23 protein-coding genes are annotated in these 24,282 nt (G+C 67.5%); 14 read left to right on the top strand and 9 right to left on the bottom strand.

Features of this window, described 5'->3' with window-relative positions; all coding sequences use genetic code 11:
* Positions 1-30: 30 nt before the first annotated feature.
* Positions 31-1,632 carry a hypothetical protein gene (locus ACFVUS_RS43085; RefSeq protein WP_387781087.1) on the top strand — a complete coding sequence of 534 codons (1,602 nt, stop codon included), beginning with the start codon at positions 31-33 and terminating at the stop codon, positions 1,630-1,632.
* A gap of 3 nt (positions 1,633-1,635) precedes the next feature.
* On the opposite strand, the gene ACFVUS_RS43080 is transcribed toward ACFVUS_RS43085, so the two are convergent.
* The 3 genes from ACFVUS_RS43080 to ACFVUS_RS43070 form a co-directional block, all read right to left on the bottom strand.
* Entirely contained in the window at positions 1,636-2,337 is a 702-nt protein-coding gene (locus ACFVUS_RS43080; RefSeq protein WP_387781084.1) for a class I SAM-dependent methyltransferase, read from the bottom strand.
* 71 nt (positions 2,338-2,408) lie between these two features.
* Positions 2,409-2,924 carry a DUF2505 domain-containing protein gene (locus ACFVUS_RS43075; protein WP_387781081.1) on the bottom strand — a complete coding sequence of 172 codons (516 nt, stop codon included), beginning with the start codon at positions 2,922-2,924 and terminating at the stop codon, positions 2,409-2,411.
* A 110-nt stretch (positions 2,925-3,034) separates the two neighbouring features.
* Positions 3,035-3,520 (bottom strand): DUF2505 domain-containing protein, encoded by a 486-nt coding sequence (locus ACFVUS_RS43070; protein WP_375964196.1) that lies wholly within the window; start codon positions 3,518-3,520, stop codon positions 3,035-3,037.
* Positions 3,521-3,564: 44 nt separating this feature from the next.
* Here ACFVUS_RS43070 and ACFVUS_RS43065 point away from each other — a divergent pair, with 44 nt between their 5' ends.
* The 3 genes from ACFVUS_RS43065 (at position 3,565) to ACFVUS_RS43055 (ending at position 7,442) form a co-directional block, all read left to right on the top strand.
* A complete protein-coding gene (locus ACFVUS_RS43065) occupies positions 3,565-4,656 on the top strand; it encodes a UDP-N-acetylmuramate dehydrogenase (protein ID WP_387781390.1) in 1,092 nt (363 codons plus the stop codon).
* A gap of 63 nt (positions 4,657-4,719) precedes the next feature.
* A complete protein-coding gene (locus ACFVUS_RS43060) occupies positions 4,720-5,958 on the top strand; it encodes an Ig-like domain-containing protein (protein WP_375964197.1) in 1,239 nt (412 codons plus the stop codon).
* A 149-nt stretch (positions 5,959-6,107) separates the two neighbouring features.
* Positions 6,108-7,442: a hypothetical protein gene (locus ACFVUS_RS43055; RefSeq protein WP_387781076.1), complete on the top strand. Its 1,335-nt coding sequence runs from the start codon at positions 6,108-6,110 to the stop codon at positions 7,440-7,442.
* Positions 7,443-7,579: 137 nt separating this feature from the next.
* On the opposite strand, the gene ACFVUS_RS43050 is transcribed toward ACFVUS_RS43055, so the two are convergent.
* From ACFVUS_RS43050 to ACFVUS_RS43035, 4 genes are read right to left on the bottom strand one after another with little or no spacing between them, the layout of a single operon-like run.
* A complete protein-coding gene (locus tag ACFVUS_RS43050; protein WP_387781073.1) occupies positions 7,580-9,121 on the bottom strand; it encodes a class I adenylate-forming enzyme family protein in 1,542 nt (513 codons plus the stop codon).
* Entirely contained in the window at positions 9,118-9,870 is a 753-nt protein-coding gene (locus tag ACFVUS_RS43045) for a glycosyltransferase family 2 protein (protein ID WP_387781070.1), read from the bottom strand. The genes ACFVUS_RS43050 and ACFVUS_RS43045 overlap by 4 nt, the downstream gene beginning before the upstream one ends.
* 20 nt (positions 9,871-9,890) lie before the next feature.
* Positions 9,891-10,775 (bottom strand): hypothetical protein, encoded by an 885-nt coding sequence (locus ACFVUS_RS43040; protein WP_387781067.1) that lies wholly within the window; start codon positions 10,773-10,775, stop codon positions 9,891-9,893.
* Positions 10,776-10,780: 5 nt separating this feature from the next.
* Entirely contained in the window at positions 10,781-11,830 is a 1,050-nt protein-coding gene (locus tag ACFVUS_RS43035) for a 3-oxoacyl-ACP synthase III family protein (protein WP_387781064.1), read from the bottom strand.
* A 110-nt stretch (positions 11,831-11,940) separates the two neighbouring features.
* On the opposite strand from ACFVUS_RS43035, the gene ACFVUS_RS43030 reads away from it, so the two are divergent.
* Positions 11,941-13,167, top strand: coding sequence for a cytochrome P450 (locus ACFVUS_RS43030; protein ID WP_387781061.1), 1,227 nt, complete (start codon positions 11,941-11,943; stop codon positions 13,165-13,167).
* A 5-nt stretch (positions 13,168-13,172) separates the two neighbouring features.
* Here ACFVUS_RS43030 and ACFVUS_RS43025 read toward each other — a convergent pair whose 3' ends face one another.
* Positions 13,173-13,904, bottom strand: coding sequence for an SDR family NAD(P)-dependent oxidoreductase (locus ACFVUS_RS43025; RefSeq protein WP_387781058.1), 732 nt, complete (start codon positions 13,902-13,904; stop codon positions 13,173-13,175).
* A 51-nt stretch (positions 13,905-13,955) separates the two neighbouring features.
* Between ACFVUS_RS43025 and ACFVUS_RS43020 the strand changes: the two genes are divergently transcribed.
* The 6 genes from ACFVUS_RS43020 (at position 13,956) to ACFVUS_RS42995 (ending at position 20,761) form a co-directional block, all read left to right on the top strand.
* On the top strand, positions 13,956-14,780 hold the full coding sequence (locus ACFVUS_RS43020) for an alpha/beta fold hydrolase (protein ID WP_387781055.1): 825 nt from the start codon (positions 13,956-13,958) through the stop codon (positions 14,778-14,780).
* Between the two features lie 81 nt (positions 14,781-14,861).
* A complete protein-coding gene (gene mshA / locus ACFVUS_RS43015; protein WP_387781052.1) occupies positions 14,862-16,229 on the top strand; it encodes a D-inositol-3-phosphate glycosyltransferase in 1,368 nt (455 codons plus the stop codon).
* Positions 16,226-16,798 (top strand): YbjN domain-containing protein, encoded by a 573-nt coding sequence (locus ACFVUS_RS43010; RefSeq protein WP_387781049.1) that lies wholly within the window; start codon positions 16,226-16,228, stop codon positions 16,796-16,798. Before mshA ends, ACFVUS_RS43010 begins: the two co-directional genes overlap by 4 nt.
* A gap of 10 nt (positions 16,799-16,808) precedes the next feature.
* The gene (locus ACFVUS_RS43005; protein WP_387781046.1) at positions 16,809-17,690 is read left to right on the top strand and encodes an ROK family protein; all 882 of its coding nucleotides are present in this window, start codon (positions 16,809-16,811) and stop codon (positions 17,688-17,690) included.
* A 5-nt stretch (positions 17,691-17,695) separates the two neighbouring features.
* Positions 17,696-18,433, top strand: coding sequence for a phosphoglyceromutase (locus ACFVUS_RS43000; RefSeq protein ID WP_387781043.1), 738 nt, complete (start codon positions 17,696-17,698; stop codon positions 18,431-18,433).
* A gap of 276 nt (positions 18,434-18,709) precedes the next feature.
* Complete coding sequence (locus ACFVUS_RS42995) at positions 18,710-20,761, top strand: CocE/NonD family hydrolase (RefSeq protein ID WP_387781040.1); 2,052 nt, start codon at positions 18,710-18,712, stop codon at positions 20,759-20,761.
* A 67-nt stretch (positions 20,762-20,828) separates the two neighbouring features.
* On the opposite strand, the gene ACFVUS_RS42990 is transcribed toward ACFVUS_RS42995, so the two are convergent.
* Positions 20,829-21,545 (bottom strand): NADPH-dependent F420 reductase, encoded by a 717-nt coding sequence (locus ACFVUS_RS42990; RefSeq protein WP_387781037.1) that lies wholly within the window; start codon positions 21,543-21,545, stop codon positions 20,829-20,831.
* Positions 21,546-21,634: 89 nt separating this feature from the next.
* Between ACFVUS_RS42990 and ACFVUS_RS42985 the strand changes: the two genes are divergently transcribed.
* The 3 genes from ACFVUS_RS42985 (at position 21,635) to ACFVUS_RS42975 (ending at position 24,134) form a co-directional block, all read left to right on the top strand.
* Positions 21,635-22,036 carry a winged helix-turn-helix transcriptional regulator gene (locus tag ACFVUS_RS42985; protein ID WP_387781034.1) on the top strand — a complete coding sequence of 134 codons (402 nt, stop codon included), beginning with the start codon at positions 21,635-21,637 and terminating at the stop codon, positions 22,034-22,036.
* A gap of 164 nt (positions 22,037-22,200) precedes the next feature.
* The gene (locus tag ACFVUS_RS42980; RefSeq protein ID WP_364649173.1) at positions 22,201-23,448 is read left to right on the top strand and encodes an ATP-binding protein; all 1,248 of its coding nucleotides are present in this window, start codon (positions 22,201-22,203) and stop codon (positions 23,446-23,448) included.
* Positions 23,445-24,134, top strand: a complete 690-nt coding sequence (locus ACFVUS_RS42975) for a response regulator transcription factor (protein ID WP_364649170.1) — start codon at positions 23,445-23,447, stop codon at positions 24,132-24,134. The genes ACFVUS_RS42980 and ACFVUS_RS42975 overlap by 4 nt, the downstream gene beginning before the upstream one ends.
* Positions 24,135-24,282 lie beyond the last annotated feature (148 nt).

Here is a 24,282-nt window from a genome sequence, read left to right as displayed (position 1 = left end):
GCGGGGCGGATTCGTGGCAGGGTGACCGGTATGGGGACGGTCCGTAATGGCATGTGGGATCTGGCTTTTCCACCCGGACCGCCCGATCGGATCGCGGAGATGTTCTCGGCGGCGGTCGTCGCCGACGCGGTGCGGAAATATGACGCGGATCTGGCGCAGTCGGTGGAGACGTGCCGGGACTGGCGGCATGATCATCGGCGGGTGTTCCGCGCCATGACGGCGCTTCAGGTGAGTGCGCCGCGGACTTCGCTCGGAATCGCCGCGGCGGGGCTGCATTCGGTGCGCACCATGCTGCGGTTCGCGGCCGGGCGCACCGTGACCGCGCTCGATGCGGTGGATGTGACGGCGGTGGCGCAGGGTTCGCGGCTGGAGACCGCGGCGGTTTCCGGGACCGGTGCGGCGGTGCCGCGACTGGAGGTGCCGTGGCAGGGAAAAGTGCTGTCCGAGGACGAATTGCGGCAGCAGCTCGGTGACTGGGAGCGGCGCGGGATATTCGAACCCGGATTCGTTGCCGTGCTGCGGCGGGTGATCGACCATCCGGAATGGTTGCGGCTGCCGGGATTCCGGCTCTCGATCATCGGAGCCGCGGCGGAGTTGAGCCCGCTGCGGCCGTTGCTGGCCTGGGGCGCGGACGTGCTCGCCGTGGATCGACCCGGCCGGGCGCGCTGGGATCGACTGCGCGCCATGGCGAACACCGGTGCCGGGACCATGCGATTCCCCGTCGCCGCGGACGGGCCGGGGGTGGATATCACCAGATTCTTTCCGACCCTGGCGAAATGGCTGATCGCGCACACCGACGCGCGGCTCGCGCTCGGGCTGTACGCGGGGCTGCCGGGGGCCGCCGGGTTGCGCCTGGCCGCCGCCTCGGACGTGTTGGCCGAACATCTGCTGTATGAGCGACCCGATGCCGCACTGGCGCTGCACGGTTCATCGGCGGACTGCTACGCCGTTCCCGAATCGGTGGTGCTGGCGGCGCGGGAGCAATTGGCGCGCCGCGGTATTCGCGGTGCCGCGCAGGACATTCTGCACCGGCTCTCGCCGAATTCCCTGTACCGCTTGAATTATCTGCGCCCGATCGTCGACGCCGACGACGCGCGCTGGGGCCTGTTCGACAATCTCCCATATCTCGGCGGCCCGGATTACGCACTGGCCCAGCGCCTGCCACGCTGGCGCGCGGTCACGGCCGCCGCCGCCGGTCACGCCGTCTCCTATACGGTCGCCCCACCCGCGTGGACGACCTCGGTGCATCGCAGCTCATTGCGCACGGCCGCACATCGCACGATCAGTCATTTCGGAGTAGAGGTCTTCGATCCCGCGACCGCGCGAATCCTGCTGGCCGCCAAACTCGTCGGCGATCTGATGTCGCCCGTCCCGCCCGGATCCGGCGCTGCCGCTGCTTCCGAGAAGGTTGTGCCGGCCGTAGCGGCGATCGGAGACGCCGACGTCGCCGCACCGGATGCGACTGTCGCCCCGGGCAATCCCGAGGCGCTGTTCACCGTCGGCGCGGCGCACGGCGGCCTGTGGCGGCAGCCCTTCGCGCCGCGCTCGCTCGTCGCGCCCGCGGTCGTGTCCGGCACCGTGCAGGAGCTGCGGGACCGCGCCGCGAACGTCTTCGGTATCGGGGACTCCTGAGCCTCAGCCCGGTAGGGGTGCGACGGCTGACCAGGGGATGGTGAGGAGGTTGTCGCGGAGGCGGCGGCGGTAGGGGCGGAGGGGGAAGCCTTCCTGGCGTAGGAGATTCGCGGCGTGCCGCCAGCGGACGCGGGGGCCGTAGGGGGCCAGGGGGGCGGCGTGCGACCAGGCGCGGTCGGCGGCGGTCAGCAGGGCGTGGATGGGTTCGCCGGGAATGTTGCGGTGGATCAGCGCTTTCGGGAGGCGTTCGGCGATATCGGAGGGCTGGTCGACGGTGCAGGGGTCCCAGGCCAGGGTCAGGGACATCGGGCCGGTGCGGTCGAGCAGTACCCAGGCGCAGCGGCGGCCGAGTTCATCGCAGGTGCCGTCCAGCAGCAGGCCGTCGGGGGCCAGGCCGGACAGGATGGTCGACCAGGCTTCGGGGACAGCGGATTCCGGGTACTGGCGCAGTACGTTGAAGGCGCGCACCAGGTTCGGGCGCAGGCCCGCGAGTTCGAAGCCGCCGCGGGCGAAGGTGACGTTCTCCTGGGCGGGCACCACGCGGGCCGGATCGATCTCGAGTCCGGTGACGCGCAGGTCCGGCCGAATGGTGCGCAGTCGCCGCGCCATTTCCAGGGTGGTGACCGGACTGGCCCCGTACCCGAGGTCGACGACCAAGGGCTCCGGGGCATCCAGCAAACGTTGAGTGACCAGGGGGTCGTGCATGAGCCAGCGATCCCCGCGGCGCAGCCGGTTGATGCCGGTGGTGCCGCGGGTGATCGCCCCGATCGGTTTGCTCAGGCGACGCGATGCTGTTGATCCAGCCAGCGCTGTGTCACCTCGGCCTCGGCTCGGAACAGGTCGATCAGGTTCACCAGCATGAGCTGTTCGAGCTTGCGTCCGAGAAACGGGAGTTGCACGGTGGCGTACGAGGAGGTGCGCAGGGTGCACCCGGTCTCGGTCGGGAAGAGCCGCATGGTGCCCTCCAGGGTGCCGGGGCCACCGGGCAGGAATGTGATGTATTCGCCGGTCACCTCGGGTCCGAAGGCGCTGTAGCGCTCGGTGCGGGTGATCGTCATGTCCTTGCGCATAACGGCCTGCGCGAGATCGGGCAGGCTTTCACGCGGCAGCACGTGCCGGGTTTCCACCTCGATGCCGTTATCGCCGGATTCGAGGCGTACGAGATCGTTGGGAGAGTGTTTGCGCATCTCCTCGATCCGCGCGTCCCATAGGTCGCGGTTCTGCAGCGCCGCGTACACCTCTTTGGTGGTGTGCAGCGGATAGCGCGCGGAGTAGTCCAGTCGACGAGGCACGATCGGTCAGACTACTGCCGTGCGGGACGTGTCTGTGCGAACTCGGGCAATCTCACTGCGAACTCGTGGCAATCGCATTGCGAAGCGGGGGTGGTCGCGGAGCGAATCGCTCAGTGCGAGCTCAGCCAGCTGTCGGTGAATTCGGCTTCGCGCTCCAGCAGTTCGGTGAGGTGTCCCTGGATGGCGGCCTCGATCTTCTTGCCGAAGAGCGGGATCTTCACCTCGATGGTGGCATCGACGGTGAAATCGGATCCGGTGCCCGCCTCGCGCATGATGAGGCTGCCGTTCACGGTGGCCGGAACGCCGTCCACGTGCGCTTCCACGGTGCCGCCCTGGCCGTTCCAGGTTTCGGTGCGCGGAATGACCAGATCGCCGGGACGGACCGCGGTCACCTGCGGGGGCAGCTCGGAGGCCGGGATCGCCTGGATCATCTCCACGCGCACGTCATCGCCGTTGATGCTGATCGATTCGATGCGCGCGTTCGGGCCGCCGACCGCTTCGATGCGGTCCTTCCAGTACTGCTCGTTGGCGAAGGCAGCGCGCACGGCGGCGGTGGAATGGGTCGAGTGCGCAGTGAAGGCCAGAGGTGTCGCCATGGTCGGACAGGCTACCGTCTGTGCCTGTGCGTACTACTGGGGTGGTGTCCTTCGACGACGTCCGGGACCGGTTGGCCGGGACCGGCGCGAGCCTGCGGGCCGCGGTGCCGCTGGCCGAGCTGACCACGCTGCGGGTCGGCGGCCCGGCCATCGTGGCCGAGTGCGCGACCACCGACTCGCTGGTGGCGACGGTGCGGGCGCTGGACGCGGCCGGTATTCCGGTGCTGCTCATCGCCGGTGGCTCCAATCTGCTCATCTCCGATGCCGGTTTCCCAGGTGTGGCGGTGCGCATCGCCAATGCCGGGGTCGAGCTCGGTGACGACTTCCTGATCGCGGAGGCGGGCGCGAATTGGGATGCGGTGGTGGCGAAGTCGGTCGCGGCGGGGCGGGGCGGCCTCGAATGCCTTTCCGGCATACCGGGTTCCGCCGGGGCGACGCCGGTGCAGAATGTCGGCGCGTACGGCGTCGAGGTGGCGGCGCTGTTGCGCCGGGTGCGGCTGCTGGATCGGGCGAGCGGTGCGATCCGCTGGGTGGAGCCGGGCGAACTCGGATTCGGTTATCGCACTTCGGTGTTGAAGCACAGCGCTGCCGCGGTGGTGCTTGCGGTCGAATTCGCGTTGCGCGCGGATGGCTCCAGCGCACCCCTGGGGTACCGGGAATTGGCGAGCGCCCTGGACGCGCAGGAGGGTGAATCGCGGCCGGCGGAGCTGGTGCGCGCCGAGGTGCTGCGCCTGCGCGCGAGCAAGGGCATGGTGCTGGACGCCGCGGATCACGACACCTGGAGTGCGGGCTCGTTCTTCACGAATCCGGTCGTTCCGGACAATCGGGTCGCATCGGTGCGGGCGGCGATCGCCGCGCGGCTCGGCGAAGATGTGACGGTGCCCACATGGCCGGTGGACGGCGGGGTGAAGTTCTCGGCGGGCTGGCTCATCGAGCGCGCGGGTTTCGCCAAGGGTTTTCCGGGTACGGGCGCGCCCGCGAGACTGTCCACCAAACACACATTGGCTCTGACCAATCGCGGTGCTGCCACCGCTGAGCAGCTCGCCGAACTCGCTCGCGAAGTTCGCCAGGGAGTTGCTGAACGCTTCGAAATCCACCTCGAACCCGAACCTGTCACTGTGGGAGTCGCCCTGTAGGGGTGGCCGGTACCACGGTTTCGGCGGCTGGAGGACTCGGTTTGCGGGGGTAACGTCGAGGAAGTGAGTAGACGAGGATTCCCGGTCCGGCGGGCGACGGCTGTACTGGCCGCGCTACTGGCCGCGGTGGCGCTGGTGGCCGGATGCACGTCCGACAAGGGCGGAACCCCCGACAAGCCAGCCGCTCCGGCCGCCAAGGTGACCCCCGAACCCGGCGATGGCGCACAGAACGTCAACCCGACCACCCCCGTATCGGTTTCCGTCAGCGGCGGCCGCATCGACCAGGTGGCCCTGACCAACCCGAACGGTAAGCAGGTCACCGGCGAATTCAGCCCGGACCACAGCAAGTTCACCGTCAATGAGGCGCTGGGCTACGGCATCACCTACACCTGGTCCGGCACCGCCACCGGCACCGACAACAAGCCGGTGCCGATCGACGCGAAATTCACCACCGTCAATCCCAAGACCGAGGTGAACGCGACGATCAATATCGCCGACGGTCAGGAGGTCGGCATCGCCGCGCCGATCATCCTGCAATTCAACAAGCATATCGACAACAAGGCCGCCGTCGAGAAGGCGCTCACCGTCACCACCACGCCCGCCGCCGAAGGCTCCTGGGCCTGGCTGCCCGACGACAACGGCGGCTCCCGCGCGCACTGGCGGCCGCGCGAGTACTGGGTGCCCGGCACCGCCGTGCACGTCGGCGCCAAGCTGTACGGCCTCGATATGGGCGCGGGCTCGTTCGGCGCCGCGGACATCACCTCGGACTTCAAGATCGGCCGCTCGCAGATCGTGAAGGCCGTCGCCACCAGCCACCGCATGCAGGTCATCCGGGACGGACAGGTCGTCTTCGACTTCCCGGTCAGCTACGGCGAAGGCAATGAGGACCGCAATGTGACGCGCTCCGGCGTGCACGTGGTGACGGAGAAGTACGAGGACTTCGTCATGTCGAATCCGCCGTTCTACACCAATGCCCGCGAACGCTGGGCCGTGCGCATCTCGAACAATGGCGAATTCATTCACGCCAACCCGGAATCGTCCGCCGCGCAGGGCAATACGAACGTCACCAACGGCTGCATCAACCTCAGCACCAATGACGCGCAGTCCTACTTCCCGACCGCCCTCTACGGTGATCCGGTGGAGGTGTCCGGCACCCGCATCAACCTGTCGGCCGCCGACGGCGACCTCTACGACTGGACCATCGACTGGGCCACCTGGAAGTCCATGTCCGCCATCCAGGGCGAACCGGCACCCGTGGTGACCGCCGCCCCCGTCCCCCCGCAGGCCCCCGGCGGTCGCTGACCGCAACGCTCACCGGCACGGCGCGGGCACTCGGCAGAGTGCCCGCGCTGTCCCGTTTCCGGGCCCTGTGCGGCCGCTCGCCCGCACGGGATGCGAACCCCGCCACGTCGCACTAGTCTCGCCGGACAGGCGCGGCGAGAGGCTCTACGGTGGTTGCGAGCAGAACGGCAACGACGACAACCGATTCCGGCCGCGAACTGAGCCCCTCCGAACGCTGGTTCTGGATCATCGACCGCATCTCCCCGGCGAATTGCGTCGGCAGGGTGCGGGTGCACGGGCGGTTGACCACAGAACAGTTGGAGCGCGCGACAGCGGTGGTGCTCGCCGAGTACCCGCTGCTGCGCATGGGCGTTGTCGACACCGGCGACGGGCACCCGCGCGCCGAACCTCTCGCTGAGCCGCGAATTCCGCTGCGGCAGTTCAGCTGCGATGAGAACGACGCCTGGCAGCGGCACATCGACACCGAAATGATCACGCCGATCGAGGTGTCCGCGGGCTTCGCGCGTCTCGCCGATATCGCCTATGCCCCAGGCGCTTCCGATGAATATCACGATCTCGTCCTGACGATCTCACACATCATCGTCGACGGCCGCTCCCTCATGACCGTCCTGCGCAAGATCATCGAATACGCCGTGCGAGACGAGATCGAACCGGTCGCGAGCCGCCCGTCCGTCGCACCGTCGGATGATCTGATTCCCGTTGCGGCACGCGGATTCTGGCGCTACGTGTACACGACCATGTTCGACCAGGCGGCCGCCCTCGCCCTGCGTCCGCGACGGCTACGCGGAAAAGTTCCGGTCGCACTGCCCGACCGGCTGACCCGGGCGATCTATCGGAAGGTGCCCGCCGAACCCCTGGCCGAGCTGGCGGACGACTGCCGCCGAGCCGGGGTGACGGTGCACGGGGTACTCGCGTCAGCGGTCGCGCGCGCGATCGGGGCGGCGGCGGGATCCACCGGCGGGATCGCGGGAATCGGCTCGCCGGTGGATTTCCGGGGCCTGTTGGAGCCGCAGCCGGACACGGACGAGCTGGGCAATTACGCGCCCGTGCTGACCGCTTTCGTGCGGTACGGGGCAGGTGTCTCGCCGTGGCAGGCGGCGAGATCGGTGAACCGGCAGCTGTCGCGCGGTGTACGGCAGCGGCGACACCTTGCGACCGTGGCCGGAATGCGCTTCGGGACGCCGCGCACCGTACACACGGGCACGCGAATTGTCGAGATGGTGGATCGGCGTGCGCCGTGGAATGTCTCGGTGACCAACCTGGGCCGCGCGGACTTCCCGGAAGAGATTGGCGGCCAGCGTCTTTCTGGTGTCACCGTGGCGGCAACCAATTCCTGTGTCAGTGCCCTGACCGTGGCGATCGTGACCGCGCACGAGGAAATGCGAATCGCCTTCTGCTACGTCGACGGGGTCCTGACCGCCGCACAGGCCGCGCACTTCGCCGACCGCGTCATCGCCGAACTCGTGTCCCGCTCTGCGGCATAGCGCACCCTCGTCATCCCGGCATGCTTTTGGCCGGGATCCACACATTTGGTGGTGCGCTGATCGGTGTGGATCCCGGCCAAAGACGCGCCGGGATGACGAGGGGATGGTGCGCGGAAAGGCTTCCTTGGCAGCGTAATTCAGTTCGTGCGTGCGGCCAATTGTGTGCGGAGGGCGGCGCGGTCGGGTTTGCTGGTGCGGCCGGAGACCGGGATGTCGTCGACCAGGGTGATGTCGTCGGGGAGGGCGGAGATGTCGATCAGGGCGGGGAGTTCTTTGCGCAGGCGCGAAACGATATCCGCCGCATCGGGATCGGGGACTACGGCGAGGATTATGCGCTCGTCGCCGATTTCGTCGGGGAGGCCGATCATGATGGCTTGGCGCACGCCGGGGATGGCGTTGATGGCCGGTTCGTAGAGGCCGGGGTAGATATTGGTTTTGCCGCGCAGCATCATGTCTTTCTTGCGGCCCATGAGGATCAGGGTGTCGCCGTCCAGGCGGGCCAGGTCACCGGTGCGGATTTCGGTGAGGGGTGGTTCGCCGAGGTAGCGGTGGCAGAGGTTGGGGCCGGACAGGATCAGTTCACCGTCGTCGGCGATGGTGGCGGTGACGCCGTGCACGGGTGCGCCGAGGGGGTCGCCCGCGCCGTCGAATTCGAGTTTGGCGGTGCCGGAAGTTATTGCCACCGGCAGGATTTCGGTCATGCCGTAGATGGCGAGGAATTCGCAGCCGGGGAGCGCCGCGCGGGCGCGGCGCAGCAGTGCGGTGGTGACGGGTGCGCCGCCGAGGGAGATTTCGCGTAATCCGCTGGGCGCGATGAGATTCCCGGTTTCGATGGCGGTCAGCACCACGGCCAGATCGGCGGGGGTGAAGAAGGCGTGCGTCGCGTCCGTGAGGTTCCGCGCGAACCCGATCGGTTCGATATGGGTGCCGAAGCGCGGGTAGTGCGGCATGGACCACTGCGCACCGGCCAGCAGTGCGGGCAGTCCCATCATCAATTGCTCGGTGTGCAGGTGGCTGCCCGGTCCGAGGGTGCTGCGCCCGGCCATGGCGGCCAAACCCGCACCGAGCGAACCGCGCGTGTGCACAACGGCTTTGGGCGCGGCGGTGGTGCCGGAGGTGAACACGATCAGCGCCTCGGCGGCCGGATTCGCCACCGATTCCGCCGAATCACCGGTGACCGCCGCGTTGTCGAACAGGTGTCGCAGCGGGAGGGAACCGCCCGGTGTCCCGGGCAATCGAGGGCCACTGTGAATGTGCCGCACCGGAAGTCGGCCGAACGCGGGCAGTGACAGCCCCCGCATGCGGCCCACTCGACTCAGCGGGCCGCTCAACAGGTAAAGCAGTGATTCCGTTGCCGCCCAGGCGGGTTCGACCAGTCCGATGCGCCGCGCGAACAGTTCCGGCCCCACGCCCGGGTCCACGAACACGATGGTTCCGCCCGCGGCGATGGTCCCGAAGATCAGCACCACCGCGTCCACGCACGGCCGGATGGAGAACAGCATGCGGTCGCCCGCGCGGAAACCATTGGCACGCAATCGTTCCGCGACGGTCGTGATCCGGTCGTCGAGTTCGGCGAAGCTGAGCGGGCGTTCCCCGACCATGCCCAACGCGGGACTGTCGGGCTTGTTCCGGACCTGTTCGCGCAGTAGGTGCAGGAAGTCGCTCGCCGGTGCGGTCACCGAATATCCACCAGTTCCGGTTTGTAGCGGTGGTCGGCGTACCAGGCGAGGGTTTTGCGCACGCCCCAGGCGCGCACCCGCCGGTTCGAGGCGTGCACGCGCACATCGCGGCGCAGCCCGTAATCGGTGGTGATCATGCGTACCGCGTTGACCAGCGCCCGATCCTCGTGCAGATCCTCGATCGCGGTGCGCGGGAAGCCACCCGCGGCCTCGTAGAGTTCGCTGGTAATGGCCATATTGCAGCCGGGCGTCATGACGTACGGCCCCAGATAGCGCGGGTCCTGATTGCCGGGCCGGAGTTTGCCGAACGCGGACGCGACTTCGAGCACGATCCGGATGATGGTCCGGTCCCGCCAGCGCACGCCCTCGTCGGTGCGGGGGATGAGCTGTCCGCTGACCAGCCGCAGTCCGGAGTCGAATCCGGCGTTGATCCGCTCGATCCACTCCGGATAGGGCAGGCAGTCGGCATCGGTGCGGGCCAGCCGGGTCGCCCCGCCCGCGATGGCGTACCGCATACCGGTGTCGGAGGCGGCTCCCGTGCCCTTCTGGGTTTCGGTGATGACCTCGACGCGCATCTGCGGGTGCGCGGCCGCGAACGCCTCGATCACCCCGACGGTGCCGTCGGTGGAGTTGTTGTCCACCACGACCAGGGTGAATTTGGGGTCCCGCTGGGCGGCGAGCGCGTCCAGCGTGGCGGATATGCCGTGCTCTTCGTTGTATGCGGGCACGATCACCCAAAGTTCGCTCATGATCATCCCTCCGGCGTCGATTATGCCGGAGGCAGGCGATACGCGATGGCCGCGGCGGCGGGCCCCGCCCCGGCGGCCACGAACAGCGCCACCTCGGCGGTGGCGAGTTTCCCGCTGTCCCGGGCCGCGAGGTAGGCGGCGGGGAGGGCGGAGGTGTGCGCGTCGCCCTCGATGTCGGCGGCCTGGACGGCATCGGCGGGCAGCCCCAGCCGCGCGGCGAGCAGGGCCGGGAAATCGGCGGTCGGACGGCTACAGATCAGCAGGGTGCGCGCCGGATCGGCCTCGGCCACCTCGAGCGCTTCGCTGGCGGCCGAAATCGCATGGTGTAGTAGATCTTCCACCGTATTGACGGTGCGGTCGACGATGATGGTCGAACGCCCGGTGCTGCCCATCTCCGGTAGTCGCACGTAGCCGACCGGTTCGGGGGTCGCGTCGGTCGCGCTGATGTGCAGTGCGCCGAATCCGGCCGTGCCTTCGCCTTTTTCCAGCAGGAGCGCCGCGCCGACCGGTGTGATCGGGAAACCTTCTTGTGGCGCAGTGGATTTCGAGGGATGCGCGTCACCGCTGACCACCAGCACCCGGCGTACGTTCGGCGCCTGCAACAGCGCCTGGCTCACCTGGATGGCATTGAGCACACCGCAGGCGCCGTTCATCAGATCGAAGGACAGGCAGGGCACATCACCGCTGTGGTATTCGAGCCCGATTCCGGCGGCCTGCTGTACCAGTGCGGACATGGCCGGTTCCACCATGTTCGAATCCCGGTAGACGCCGGTATTGATCAGCGCGTCGATCTGCTCGGGTGTGCTGCCCGCCTCGGCGACGGCCCGCTTGGCGGCCGCCGCGGCCTGTTCTATCGAACTGCCGCAACCGGTTTCGACGGCCACGGCGGAAATAACAATATTCATGCTCATCACACCCGCAGTTCTCCGAGAGTCACCGACAGAAATCCCGCTACCACGCCGGAGGCCGCGGGCACCATCAGCACTTTCATTCCGGACGCTAGCCGCTGCTGTCGCAGCGCGTCGTGCAATACCACGAAATGCGAGGTGGAGGCCGTGTTTCCGTACCTGTCCAGCACCGCGATACCGGGTGGGACGGCGGCGTCGAATTCGCGTTCGGCGATTTTGTTGATCAATTCCACTGCGGGACCGCTGAATTGGTGATGAATGACGTGGTCGTAGCCTTCGGCGGCGAAATCGCTGTCCCGTTCGGCCAGGAAATCGCGCTGCCGCGTGGTCCACAGCAGGTACCGGGATTCGTTGTGCATGGCCCGGTTGTCGGTGTACAGCGCGATGCCCGGACTGCGGTCGCTCGGCATGCCGAGGCACAGCTGCGCGAAGGCGGCGCTGGTATTGAGTTCGATGTAGTCGATGCCCTCGTCGGCGGTGCCCGCACTGTCGAGGATGACCGCGGCCGCGCCGTCGCCGACGGTGAGCGAGGCGAACTGCGGATCGTATTTCTCGGACATCTCGCGCACGGCGGTATCGGAGATGGGGGTGATGTACTCGCCGGACACCACCAGCCCGTTCTTGACGATGCCCGCGCGAATCATCCGTTCCAGCACCAGGACCCCGGTCAGCATGCCCGCGCAGGCATTGGAGACGTCGAAGTGGATGGCTCCGGTCGCGCCGAGTTCATTGCGCAGTAGCAGCGCGAAGGACGGTTCGACCCAGAAGTCGTCGTCGCGGATGCGGGTGATGGAACAGGAGATGACGATATCCAGTTCGTTCGCCGCGTATCCGGAGTTGGCCAGGGCCGTGCGCGCGGCGGCCAGCGCCACGGTGAACGAGTCCTCGCGCTGCCCGTCGGCGTCGACGCCGCAGCGGCGGCGGTGTTTGACGCCGCTGACCTTCTCCAAGTCGATGGGGGATTCGACGTCGAGTTGCGTCAGCAGCTCGGCGGTAGATACTTCCAGGGTGGGCAGGTAGGAGCCCACCGCCTCGATTCGTGCTCGCACCATGTGATCACTCCAAACTGCCCACGGTTGCGGCGACGGTAGCAGCGCCGGTATTGCCAATATGAAAATTCCGCAATTCACTTTGTGTGAAGTGAACTACATTGGGACGCAACATGATCAACGCAGCCACCCGGCACGAACTGACGCTGCTCGCCGCCGGTCAGCCCTGGCTGCCCGCCGTCCTGCTGGCGGGCCGCGCCGCCAAACCCATCCGCAAACTGCCCAAACTCGGCTGGTTCGTCGCCGATCCCCTGGTCGCGCGGCAGATCTTCAATGACAGCAACCACTTCAGCATCGTCGCCGAGGGTGCGGCCGGACACTGGTGGGCCCAGGTCATCGGCGACTGGGTCGAGGACCTGTTCGAAGGGCCCGGGCACACCGCGCTGCGCACCAAGGTCCGTGACCTGTTCACCGCCGCGCACACCGACGCCCTGGTGGACGGGGTGCTCGGACCCGCGCTGAAACAGATCACCGCCGATCTCGCGGACGGTAAGACCGTGGATATCGCCGAACGCGCCCGCGTGCTGGTCGGGCGCAGTGTTTCGGATCTGGTCGGTATGCGGCCCGCCGATATCGCCGCCATCTTCGCCGAGGACGGCGCGGCGCTCGACGAGAGCGATGATCCGGATCAGCCGTTCCGGATTCTCTTCGAACACGTCGAGGAATTGGTCAACCTCGCGATGGGCACAATGGCGTCAACCACCCTGGATCCGGTGGCCGTGGCGCGCGCCCGCACCCTCGCCACCAAACTCGCCACCTCGGTGCCCGATGCCTACGAGCGCGCCGATCCCGCGACCACGCTCGGCCGCTGCCGCGAACTCGGCCTGGAACTCGAACACGCTTCGGGGCTGGCCATTCTCATGGCCGTGGCAGGAACCGACACCCTGGCCAGCGCCATGACCCGCATGGTCGCGCTACTGCACGACAGCGGCGACCACCGGGAATTGATCGCCCGCCCCGAACGCACCCCCGATGCCGTGCGCGAGACCCTGCGCGTCACCAGCCCGGCCTATCTGGTCGGGCGGTCGGTCATCGGTGATGTGGAGGTCGCGGGGCGGCAGCTGCGCGCGGGGGAGCACGTCAAAATCCTGACCTGGTCGATCAACAACGCGGCCGGGCCGTTCAGCATCGATCGCGATTACAACCCCGAGACCCGGCAGCTGTGGTTCGGCGGCGGCCGCCACCTCTGCGTGGGCCTGCAACTGGTGCATTCGGAGCTGACGTCGCTGCTGGAAGCCTTGACCGCCAACGGCCGCCCGTGGGAGATCGTCGAACGGCGTTACCGCCGAAAGGTTTTCATCCCCACCTACGAGACGCTGCGAATCCGCTTGCTTCCCTAGCGGTTTCAGCGGCGCGCGAAACGACCCGCTTCGGCCTGATCGCGCGGCTTCACCACGATGGTGTCCAGGTTCACGTGCGCCGGACGCGAGGCGACGAAGCCGATGATCTCGGCGATGTCCTGCGCGACAAGGGGATCGATGCCCTCGTACACCTTGGCGGCGCGGTCGGCGTCACCGTTGAAACGCACCAGCGAGAACTCGGTCTCCACCGCGCCCGGCGCGATCTCGGTGAGCCGCACCGGCTGGCCGAGCAGTTCACCGCGCAGCGTCCGGTGCAGCACCGCCTGCGCGTGCTTGGCGGAGGTGTAGCCGGAACCGTTGTCGTAGTGCGTCATCGCCGCCACCGAGGTGATGGTGACGATCAGGCCGTCGCCCGAGGCGATCAGCTTGGGCAGCAGCGCCTTGGTGAGCCGCAGCGTGCCCAGCACGTTCGTCTCCCACATCCAGCGCCAGTCATCCAGATCGGCGTCGGCGACCGAGGCCAAACCCTTTGCGCCACCGGCATTGTTGACCAGCACGTTCACCTCGCCGATCGCCTCGGTGAAGGCGCGCACCGACTCCTCGTCGGTGACATCGAGCGGCAGCGCCGTCCCGCCGATCTCCGCGGCCAGCTTCTCCAGCCGATCGACCCGCCGCGCTCCGACGTACACGTGGTACCCCTGTTTCGCGAGCTCCCGGGCAGTAGCCTCCCCGATTCCCGAACTTGCCCCGGTCACAACAGCGGTACGAATGCTCATGTCATGAGCTTAGGCAAGGGTCGGAAAACCCTCCCGGTTAGCCTGACCGGTATGGCAATTCGGGAAGTGGTCAGCGCGGACGGCACGAATATCGTTTACCGGGTCACCGGACCTGAAGACGCACGGCCGCTGGTGCTGCTGCACGGCTGGTCCGGAACCCTGCGCTGCTGGGGTCGCGCCGCCGACGACCTGGCCGAGCGTTTCCGGGTGATCGCGCTCGATCTGCGCGGGCACGGCTACTCCGACGCCCCCGAAGCCGGATACGACGATCCGAAGAACTGGGCCGCCGACGTCGCGGCCGTGCTGGCCGCGGAGAACATCTCCGCCGGTGCGGTCCTGCTCGGCTGGTCCTACGGCGGCATCGTGCTCAGCGATTACCTCACCGCCTACGGCACCGCCGCCGTCGCGGGCGTGGTCTACACCGGCTCGCAGGCCGGTATCGGCAAGAACGTGCCCGGCGCGGCCACCGGACCGGCCATGCAGAAGGCCATCCCGGATGTGTTCGAGGAGAGCGCCGGTCGCGCCATGCGCGGTTTCGCCGCCTTCGGCAATGCCAATACCGGTCCCGGCCGCGATAAGGGCGGCGACGCCCAGCGTCTGTTCGGCGGCAGCGTCGCGACCCTGCCCCGGGTGCGCAAGGCGCTGTTCTATCGCACCGTCGACAACACCGAAACGCTCGCGAACCTCGATGTCCCGGTGTTCGTCATGCACGGTGAAGCGGACCCGGTGGTGCCCGTGGAGAACGGCCGGTACATCGCCGACACCGCCCCGAATTCGAGCACTTCCTACTGGCCGCAGGCCCAGCACGGACTGTTCATCGAGGACCCTGAACGCTTCGTGGCAGAGCTCACCGCCTTCGTCGAAACCCTGTCCTGACCGGGGCTTCCCGTGTGAGAGAGGTCACTAGGTCGGGTAACCCACGTATATTCGCTTACCGCGGGCGTGCACACTGGTGTAGTGAGTCAACGTTCCGACCTACGGCCCAATCGGATTGCCGTGCTATCGGTGCACACCTCACCACTGGCCCAACCGGGTACCGGCGATGCCGGCGGCATGAATGTGTACGTCCTGCAGACGGCCATCGAATTGGCTCGCCGCGGCACCCAGGTGGAGATCTTCACCCGGGCCACCTCCTCGAATGACGAACCCCTGGTGGAAGCCGCGCCCGGGGTACTGGTTCGCAATGTGGTGGCCGGGCCGTTCGAAGGTCTCGACAAGCATGATCTGCCCACGCAGCTGTGCCCGTTCGCGGCGGAGGTGCTGCGGCAGGAGGCCCGGCATCTGCCCGGGCACTACGACCTGATCCATTCGCACTACTGGCTGTCCGGTCAGGTGGGCTGGCTGGCGCGCGATCGCTGGCGGGTGCCGATGGTGCACACCGCGCACACCTTGGCCGCGGTCAAGAATCTCTATCTCGCCGAGGGCGATACGCCCGAACCGGCCGCCCGGGTGATCGGGGAGAAGCAGATCGTCGCCGAGGCGGATCGGCTGGTCGCCAATACCGGCGAGGAAGCCCGGCAGCTCGTCGACCTGTACGGCGCGGATCCCGAACACATCGATGTGGTGCTGCCCGGCGCGGACCTGAACCGATACCGACCGGGTGATCGCGCCACCGCGCGCGCCGAGCTGGGCCTGCCCGACGATGAGCGAATTGTGGCGTTCATCGGGCGAATTCAGCCTTTGAAGGCACCGGACGTACTGGTTCGCGCGGCCGCGCAGGTGCTGGCCGAGGAGGCCGCGCTACCGCAGCGTCCCGAGCGTCCGCTGCGGGTGCTGATCGTCGGCGGACCGTCCGGCAGCGGACTCGAGCGCCCGGACGCGCTCATCGAATTGGCTGCCGCGCTCGGCATTTCCGATCGCGTCACCTTCCTGCCGCCGCAGCCGCCGCACCGCCTGGTACAGGTGTATCGCGCCGCGGATCTGGTCGCGGTGCCCAGCTACAACGAATCCTTCGGCCTGGTCGCCATCGAGGCGCAGGCCAGCGGCACCCCGGTGCTGGCCGCCGATGTGGGCGGACTCGGCACCGCCGTGCGCGACGGCGTCACCGGACTGCTGGTGCCCGGCCATCGCACCCCCGACTGGGCCGCCGCACTGCGCTCGCTGCTGGAAAATCCGGGCCGCCTGGACCTGATGGGCGCGGCCGCGGTCGAGCACGCCGCGAACTTCTCCTGGGCGCATACCGCCGACGGCATGCTGGACAGCTACGCCGCCGCCCTCGGCCAGTCCCGGGACCGCCGCAATCGCACCGGTAGCGTGCATACCGAGACCAATCAAGCCAGATCACTGGCGCTCTGGCGGCGCCGGATGGGAGCCGTACGCCGATGAGCGACCCCGTGCAGCCGGGCGATACCGCCGCGCCTTCGAACGGTGCTGCGGCACAGTCGAATCCCGCGGACCCCGTGGCGGCCACGGCGCAGCTCATCGACCAGACGCTGCGCGACCGCGAGATCGAGTACTCGCGTGAGGCCGACGGCACCTTCGTGGTGGTGCTGCCCGGTGAGCGCAAACTCAAGACGGTCATCGGCGTCACGGTCGGCAAGCACGGCATTCGCATGGAATCGTTCGTCTGCCGCAAACCGGACGAGAATTTCGAGGGCGTCTACAAATTCCTGCTGCGCCGCAATCGCCGCCTCTACGGTGTGGCGTACACCATCGACAAGGTCGGCGACATCTACCTGGTGGGCCGCCTGGCCAATCACGCCGTCACCGCCGATGAACTCGACACCTGGTTCGGCCAGATCCTCGAGGCCGTGGACGCGGACTTCAATACCCTGCTCGAATTGGGCTTCGCGGAATCCATTCGCCGGGAATGGAAATGGCGGGTCTCGCGCGGGGAATCGCTGAAGAACCTGCGCGCCTTCGAACACCTCGTCGACGCCGAGGACAAGCTGTAGTCTCCCCGCCATGGTGGCATTGGCGCTGGATATCGGTGCGACGAAATTCGCGGCGGGCATTGTCGGCGCGGACGGCGGAGTGGAATCCGTACGCCGCATCCAGGTTCCGGAATCGAAGGTCTGGGAGGCCTGTCTGGAACTGCTGCTGACCGTCGCGGGCACCGCCGAGGTGACCGCGGTCGGCATCGGCGCGGCCGGACCGGTGGATGTGCGCACCGGCGTGACCGGACCGCTCAATATCCCCGAGTGGGTGGACGGCTTCGCACTGGTGGACGCGGTCCGGGAGTTGTTCCCGGACGCCAGGATTCGCTTCGCCATCGACGGCGTCTGCCTGGTGCTGGCCGAACAGCGCTTCGGCGCGGCGCGCGGGGTGCCCAATGTGCTGGCCCTGACCGTATCCTCCGGCATCGGCGGCGGCGTCATCTCCGATGACCGGGTTGTCATGGGCCGCACCGGAAATGGCGGCCATATCGGCCACATCATCGTGCCGGGCAACGAAGAACCCTGCGCCTGTGGCGGTTTCGGCTGCGTCGAGGCGGTGGCCAGCGGGAAATCCTCGGTGCGCTGGGCGCGCCGGCAGGGGTGGACCGGGAGCACCGGCATCGAACTGTCGAAGGCCGCACACAACGGGGACGAGATCGCGGTGGCGGCGCTGCATCGCGCGGGCACCGCGATCGGGGCGGCGGTGGCGTCGGCGGCGGCACTGCTGGACACCGATCTGGTCGTCATCGGTGGCGGCTTCGCCCAATCCGGTGAGCTGCTCTGGGCTCCGCTGCGCGCGTCGGCCGCCGCGCACGCACGCCTGAAATTCCTGCGTGAGCTGCGCGTGGTCCCCTCCGAGCTCACCGATCAGGCCACCCTCGTTGGCGCCGCGCTGCTCGTGGAAAGATGACCCCCATGACGTACACCCTCGTGCTGCTGCGCCACGGCGAGAGCGAATGGAATGCCCTCAACCTGTTCACCGGCTGGGTGGACGTCCGTCTGACGGATAAGGGTGTCGCCGAAGGCAAGCGTGCCGGTGAATTGCTGGCCGAGCACGGGATTCTGCCCGATATCGTCTACACCTCGCTGCTGCGCCGCGCGATCAGCACCGCGAACAACGCGCTCGACGCCTGTGACCGGCATTGGATTCCGGTCGTGCGCGATTGGCGTCTGAACGAGCGGCATTACGGCGCATTGCAGGGCAAGAACAAGGCGGAGATCAAGGACCAGTACGGCGACGAGCAGTTCATGCTGTGGCGCCGCAGCTACGACACCCCGCCGCCGCCGATCGAGGCCGGTACCGAATACAGCCAGGACGCCGATCCGCGCTACGCCGGTATCGATGTGCCGCTGACCGAATGCCTCAAGGACGTCGTGGCCCGCATGGTGCCGTACTGGGAGGACACCATCTCCCAGGATGTCACCGCCGGTAAGACGGTTCTCATTGCGGCGCACGGCAATTCGCTGCGCGCGCTGGTGAAGCACCTGGAGGGCATCTCGGACGACGCCATCGCCGAGCTGAACATCCCCACCGGCATTCCGCTCAAGTACGAGCTGGACGAGAACCTGCGCCCGCTGGGCCCGGGCGAGTACCTGGATCCCGAGGCCGCGGCCGCCGGTGCGGCCGCCGTCGCCAATCAGGGTGGCAAGTAACAGTAAGTAACGCGAACGCGCTGTAGCCGGATTACATGGCTACAGCGCGTTTTTCATTTCTCCGGACAATTCGTGTCTTCCGCAATTCATAGCGGGAATGACTTACGATGTGATCCACCTCTCAGTACGGCACCGTAGGGTATTCCGCCGCAAGGTAATTCAAATTTGCCGGAATTTTGCCCATTTAAAACGGTACGTGTAACCGGGGTTTGCAACTTACTTCTCGGTAGTTATGCTCTGGACGTTCGACCATTTGCGAGAGGTAGATCACGTTCGATGAAGCACGCGCTACGGGCCACTGTGCTAGCCACGGCAGCCACTCTTTTCGTTCCTTTGACCGCCATCACAGCGGACGCGGCCCCGATTCCGGCCGGTCCCGACGGTGGCGCGGCGGGAGCGGCCTGGACCGCCACCGAAGACGGTCAGCAGCAGTACCCGAACGTATTCATCGAATGGGACGTCCCCATCACGATGAGCGACGGAACCGTGTTGAAGGGCAACGTCTATCACCCGGCGGACGCCTCGGGCCGCCCCATCGCCACCCCCACGCCGACCGTGCTGAACCTGACGCCCTACACCAAGCTGGTGTCGAACGTCGCCGACAGCGCCTTCGCGATTCCCGGCCTGGGCGACGCCCTGGTCAATGTCTTCCGGAATATCAACCTCTCCGGTACCCCCATCTCCGGCTTCGGTGAACTGCTGAACGCCGCGGGCAACGGCGAACTCCGCAACTTCTCCGTCGACCGCCAGCTCATCAAATCCGGATACACGCAGGTCGTCGTGGACGTGCGCGGCACCGGATTCTCGCAGGGCGAATGGGACATGCTGCGCGGTCGCGAGCAGCAGGACACCGTCGAGACCATCGACTGGGCATCCAAGCAGAGCTGGTCCAACGGCCGTGTGGGCATGAACGGACTGTCCTACAGCGCCATCAACCAGGTGCAGGCCGCGGAGAAGCAGCCGCCCGCGTTGAAGGCCATCTTCCCGATCGTGCCCGGCAGCGACCTCGTCGACGATGTGCTCGCGCCCGGCGGCGGCTTCGGCTTCAACTTCATCCCGCTGTGGCTGTCCGCCATCAACGGGCTCAAATGGGTGCCGGATCTGGCCTCGATCGCGCAGGGCAAGTTCGACTTCCAGTGGCTGCGTGACCGCGCCGACGACCCGTTCACCTATCTGGACGTGCTCATGTCGGCGTACACCAGCACCGATATGAACAGCCTCGACCCGCGCGTCAAGGCCATGCTCAACGATATGTCGGCCGAGCGTAAGGATTGGCTCGGCGATCCGAGCCGCATCCAGATCCCGACCTTCGTCACCGGCGGCTGGCACGACCTGTTCACCTACTCGGAATCCAAGATCTACAACGAGATTCCGCTGCCCGCCGGGCAGAAGCAGCTGCTCATGGGCAACACCTACCACGTGACCTCGGGGTCGGAAGCCGGTCGCCCCGGGCTGCCGCCGCGCCTGGACGTGCTGCAGCGCGCCTGGTTCGACAAGTGGCTCAAGGGAATCGACAACGGCATCGACAAGTACGGCCCGGTCACGCTGCGCCAGCAGGGCGGCGGCTGGATCACCCAGGGCGGCTTCGGCACCTCCGCGCCCTCGGAAGAAGCCGCGCGCTACCGTCGCATGTACCTGTCCGCGCAGCGCAGCGGCACCGCGAACAGCCTGTACGACGGTTCGCTGACCGCCGAGGCCAACGGCGATACCGACCGGTTCAGTGTCGCAATGGGTTTGACCACGCTGTGCTCGAACGACGCCGCCCAGGGCAGCGCCGGCGTGCTGTCCATCATCGACGGCTGCGCGCTGGATTCGCGGGTCGCCGAACTCAACGGCCTGACCTTCACCAGCGCCCCGGTCGCCGAGGCCACCACCATCTCCGGCCCGATCGCGGTGCACCTCAACACCGTTCAGGACGCCGCCGACGGCTACTGGACCGTCACCGTCAATGACGTTGCGCCCGATGGCAAGTCGACCGTGCTGACCTCCGGTCAGATGATGGCGTCCATGCGCCAGATCGACGAGGCCAACAGCGCGCGCTCGGAGAACGGCGACTACACCGACCCGCGCGCCCTCACCTCGCTGGACAAGAGCGAACCGACGGTGCCGGGCGAGGCCACCACCCTCGATATCGCGCTCAGCGGTACCCAGGGTCTGCTGCAGCCGGGACACCGGTTGCGGGTGGACGTCTTCGCGGGCAACTTCCCCAAGGGCCTGCCGATTCTCCCGATGCTCATCGATACCGGTCTGAAGCCGCAGCATGTGCAGCTCGACCCGAATCGTCCGAGCTTCGTGAATGTCCCGGTTCGCGGTAACACCGGTTGGTGATTCCGCCCCTCCGGGCCTGAAATCCGAGTGTGCACAACGGCGTGCGCACTCGGATTTTTCTTTCGGACTACTCGTCCACTGCGGCGAAGGTCGCCTCCAGCGGCGGGAACATGGCGCGAGAGTCATTGCCGCCGAACCACTGTCCGACCACGAACGCCGAGGTGGCCTCGAGATATCTGGCCTGCGCCAGGCCACCCGCGTGGCAGGGGCGCAGCTTCAGATCCTCCGCGAGCGCGGAGACGCGGGCGACGGCCTCCGGATCGTCACCGCACAGCGGGACCAGCAGCGTGCGGCCCTCGAACTCGCGCTGTGTTCCGGCATAGACCTCGGCCGCACAGAGATTGAAGCCCTTCACCACCTGCGCAGCCGGGACGGTCGCCGCGATGCGTTCGGCCACAGCGTCTTCGGTGAGCACGAACTTCCCGCTGTCCGGGCGGAACGCGTTGGTGCAGTCGACGAGCGTGCGCCCGGCCAGCGCCGCGCCGCTCGCCGCCAGCACTTCGCTCAATGCCGCGACCGGTAGCGCCAGCAGTACGACCGTGCCGAACTCCGCCGCCTCTTCGATGCTCGCCGCGTGCACCCGGCTCGCGGTGGGGACATATTCTCGCGTCCCGGCTCCGGCTTCCGGCGCGATATCGGCTCCCGCCGTGGCCATGATCTCCGCGGCGGCATCGCGCGCTCGCGTCGCATCGCGTGCCCCGATAACGAGCTCGTGCCCGGCCGCCGCCCAGCCGCCGCCGAGCGCCCGCGCCATGGCTCCGGCGCCGATGATTCCGATTCGCATGTGAACTCCTGTGTCGTGGTTGCGAATTCGACGTTAGGAATTCCGATACGCACTCGCGGGTGCGCAATGACGCTGGCAGGCTGGAACCCGTGACGATCGAGATGGCCGCGCCGGAGACCCCGGAGATCGTGGAGTTCCCGGAGTACGGCGACTACGAATCCGACTGCCCCGCCCGCCTGGCGGTGGACATCTTCGGCAACTCCTGGCTGACCGTGATCGTCTACACCCTGCGCGACGGCCCGCTGCGCCCGATCGAATTGCAGCGCTCGATCGGTGGCATCAGCCAGAAGATGCTCACCCAAACCCTGCGCCGCATGGAACGGATGGGATTGCTGGATCGTCGCCGCTACGCCGAAGCGCCGCCGCGCGTGGAATACGAGCTGACCGCGGCGGGCCGGGATCTGCTCACCCCGATCCTGGCGCTGGGCGTGTGGGCGGATCGGCACGGCGATGCCGTCCGCGCGGCCCTGTACGGCGACCCCGAGGACTGAACCGGACCTACCCGGTGTTTGCCACAAAAATGCCGAACGCCGCCCCCGACCAGTCGAAACATTGCGTGAACGGCGGGCCAACTCCCGTCGAAGCCCCTGTGACCTGCGTGAAACTTCCTGCACCCGGGGTTGGCGGCGGCTGAGTCGACCGTACGATTCAAAGCGTGAGCGTTCCACAGGCCGTGCTGTTGGCAGTCCTGGCGGCCGTCGTAGGACTGGCAGTCGGTGGATTGCTCATTCCGTATGTCAATGCCCGGCAGGAGCGCATCCGCGCCGCCACCGACTCGGGCCTGACCATGTCGCAGGTCCTGGACCTGATCGTGCTCGCCTCCGAGAGCGGTATCGCCGTGGTCGACCAGTACCGCGATGTGGTGCTGGTGAATCCGCGGGCCGAGGAGCTGGGCATAGTCCACGACCGGCTGCTCGACGAACGCGCCTGGGCCGCGGTGCAGCAGGTGCTCGCGGGCGGCAGCGATATCGAATTCGAGCTGACCGCGAAAATCCCGCTGCCCGGGCGTGCGCGGCTGGCAGTCCGGGGTGTTGCCAGGCCGCTGTCGCAGGAGAACCCGAACTTCGTGGTGCTCTTCGCCGACGACGATTCCGAACAGGCCCGCATGGAGGCCACCCGCCGCGACTTCGTCGCCAATGTGAGCCATGAGCTCAAGACCCCGGTGAGCGCCATGAGCCTGTTGGCTGAGGCATTGCTGGAATCGGCGGACGATCCGGAATCGGTGCGGCACTTCGGCGAACGCCTGCACGGCGAGGCCCGCCGCATGGGCAAGATGGTCACCGAACTCATCGCGCTGTCCCGGCTGCAAGGCGCGGAGAAGCTGCCCGAACTCGAGGCCGTCGACGTGGACAGCGTCGTCAACCAGGCCATCGAGCGCTCCCGCACCGCCGCCGAGGCTGCGGGCATCACGGTGAGCACCGATTCCACCAGCGGCCTCGAGGTGATCGGCGATCAGACCCTGCTGGTGACCGCGCTGTCGAACCTGGTGGAGAACGCCATCGCGTATTCGCCGCGCGGATCGCAGGTTTCGGTGAGCCGCGCGCTGCGCGGGGGCCACGTGAACATCGCGGTCACCGATCGCGGTATCGGCATCGCCAAGGAAGACCAGGAACGCGTCTTCGAAAGATTCTTCCGGGCCGACAAGGCGCGTTCGCGCGCCACCGGCGGTACCGGGCTCGGGCTGGCTATCGTCAAGCACGTAGCGGCCAACCACAGCGGTGAAGTCACCCTGTGGAGCAAATTGGGCACGGGGTCCACGTTCACCCTGCGTATCCCGTCCCACCCCGCCGATCTCAATGGCGGCGACAAGAGACTTTCCGCCGGGATTCCGGCGGCGAAGAAGGAAACCGGCCCGCGCCCCCTCGGGCGGGCCAGAACCAACGGTGTGGAGGCAACCCGATGACGAGTGTGCTGATCGTCGAGGACGAGGAGTCGCTGGCCGATCCGCTCGCATTCCTGCTGCGCAAGGAGGGGTTCGAGGTCACCGTTGTGGGTGACGGCCCGTCCGCGCTGGCCGAGTTCGACCGGTCCGGGGCGGACATCGTCCTTCTCGACCTCATGCTGCCCGGCATGAGCGGCACCGATGTGTGCAAGCAGTTGCGCGCCCGCGGCAGTGTCCCCGTGATCATGGTGACCGCGCGCGACAGCGAAATCGACAAGGTGGTCGGCCTGGAACTGGGCGCCGACGACTACGTCACCAAGCCGTACTCCTCGCGCGAGCTCATCGCCCGCATCCGCGCCGTGCTGCGCCGCGGTGTCGGCGAGGAGGCCGACAGCGGTGGCGAGACCAGCGTGCTGGAGGCCGGACCGGTCCGCATGGATGTGGACCGGCACACGGTCCAGGTGAACGGCAAGGCGGTGACGCTGCCGCTCAAGGAATTCGACCTGCTCGAATACCTGCTCCGCAACTCCGGCCGAGTGCTGACCCGCGGCCAGCTCATCGACCGCGTCTGGGGCGCCGACTACGTCGGCGACACCAAAACCCTCGACGTGCACGTCAAGCGCCTGCGCTCCAAGATCGAGTCCGACCCGGCCAAGCCGGAACACTTGGTCACGGTCCGCGGCCTGGGCTACAAACTGGAAGCTTAGGAACCAAAAGACCGCGCTCTCTTCGAAATTCGAAGAGAGCGCGGCCTGTGGTGTGCGGGAACGTCCGCTCCGATTCTCGGTGCGGGTGTCCTCCCTCGCCCCCCACCAAAACGCCCCGCTTCGATGTCGAAGCGGGGCGTGAATTGTC

The organism is Nocardia sp. NPDC058058 (assembly GCF_042885355.1).
In the GTDB taxonomy this organism is placed as follows: Bacteria; Actinomycetota; Actinomycetes; order Mycobacteriales; family Mycobacteriaceae; genus Nocardia.
Note: the sequence above shows the minus strand (reverse complement) of the source record. Positions and strands in the feature narration are given on the sequence as shown.

Bases quoted from the DNA above. Each gene is read 5' to 3' on its own strand.
- ACFVUS_RS43085 (WP_387781087.1), top strand. From the start codon at position 31: ATGGGGACGGTCCGTAATGGCATGTGGGATCTGGCTTTTCCACCCGGA.
- ACFVUS_RS43080 (WP_387781084.1), bottom strand. From the start codon at position 2,337: ATGCACGACCCCCTGGTCACTCAACGTTTGCTGGATGCCCCGGAGCCC.
- ACFVUS_RS43070 (WP_375964196.1), bottom strand. From the start codon at position 3,520: ATGGCGACACCTCTGGCCTTCACTGCGCACTCGACCCATTCCACCGCC.
- ACFVUS_RS43045 (WP_387781070.1), bottom strand. From the start codon at position 9,870: ATGAGCGAACTTTGGGTGATCGTGCCCGCATACAACGAAGAGCACGGC.
- ACFVUS_RS43040 (WP_387781067.1), bottom strand. From the start codon at position 10,775: ATGAATATTGTTATTTCCGCCGTGGCCGTCGAAACCGGTTGCGGCAGT.
- ACFVUS_RS43035 (WP_387781064.1), bottom strand. From the start codon at position 11,830: ATGGTGCGAGCACGAATCGAGGCGGTGGGCTCCTACCTGCCCACCCTG.
- ACFVUS_RS43030 (WP_387781061.1), top strand. From the start codon at position 11,941: ATGATCAACGCAGCCACCCGGCACGAACTGACGCTGCTCGCCGCCGGT.
- ACFVUS_RS43025 (WP_387781058.1), bottom strand. From the start codon at position 13,904: ATGAGCATTCGTACCGCTGTTGTGACCGGGGCAAGTTCGGGAATCGGG.
- ACFVUS_RS43020 (WP_387781055.1), top strand. From the start codon at position 13,956: ATGGCAATTCGGGAAGTGGTCAGCGCGGACGGCACGAATATCGTTTAC.
- ACFVUS_RS43010 (WP_387781049.1), top strand. From the start codon at position 16,226: ATGAGCGACCCCGTGCAGCCGGGCGATACCGCCGCGCCTTCGAACGGT.
- ACFVUS_RS43005 (WP_387781046.1), top strand. From the start codon at position 16,809: ATGGTGGCATTGGCGCTGGATATCGGTGCGACGAAATTCGCGGCGGGC.
- ACFVUS_RS43000 (WP_387781043.1), top strand. From the start codon at position 17,696: ATGACGTACACCCTCGTGCTGCTGCGCCACGGCGAGAGCGAATGGAAT.
- ACFVUS_RS42995 (WP_387781040.1), top strand. From the start codon at position 18,710: ATGAAGCACGCGCTACGGGCCACTGTGCTAGCCACGGCAGCCACTCTT.
- ACFVUS_RS42990 (WP_387781037.1), bottom strand. From the start codon at position 21,545: ATGCGAATCGGAATCATCGGCGCCGGAGCCATGGCGCGGGCGCTCGGC.
- ACFVUS_RS42975 (WP_364649170.1), top strand. From the start codon at position 23,445: ATGACGAGTGTGCTGATCGTCGAGGACGAGGAGTCGCTGGCCGATCCG.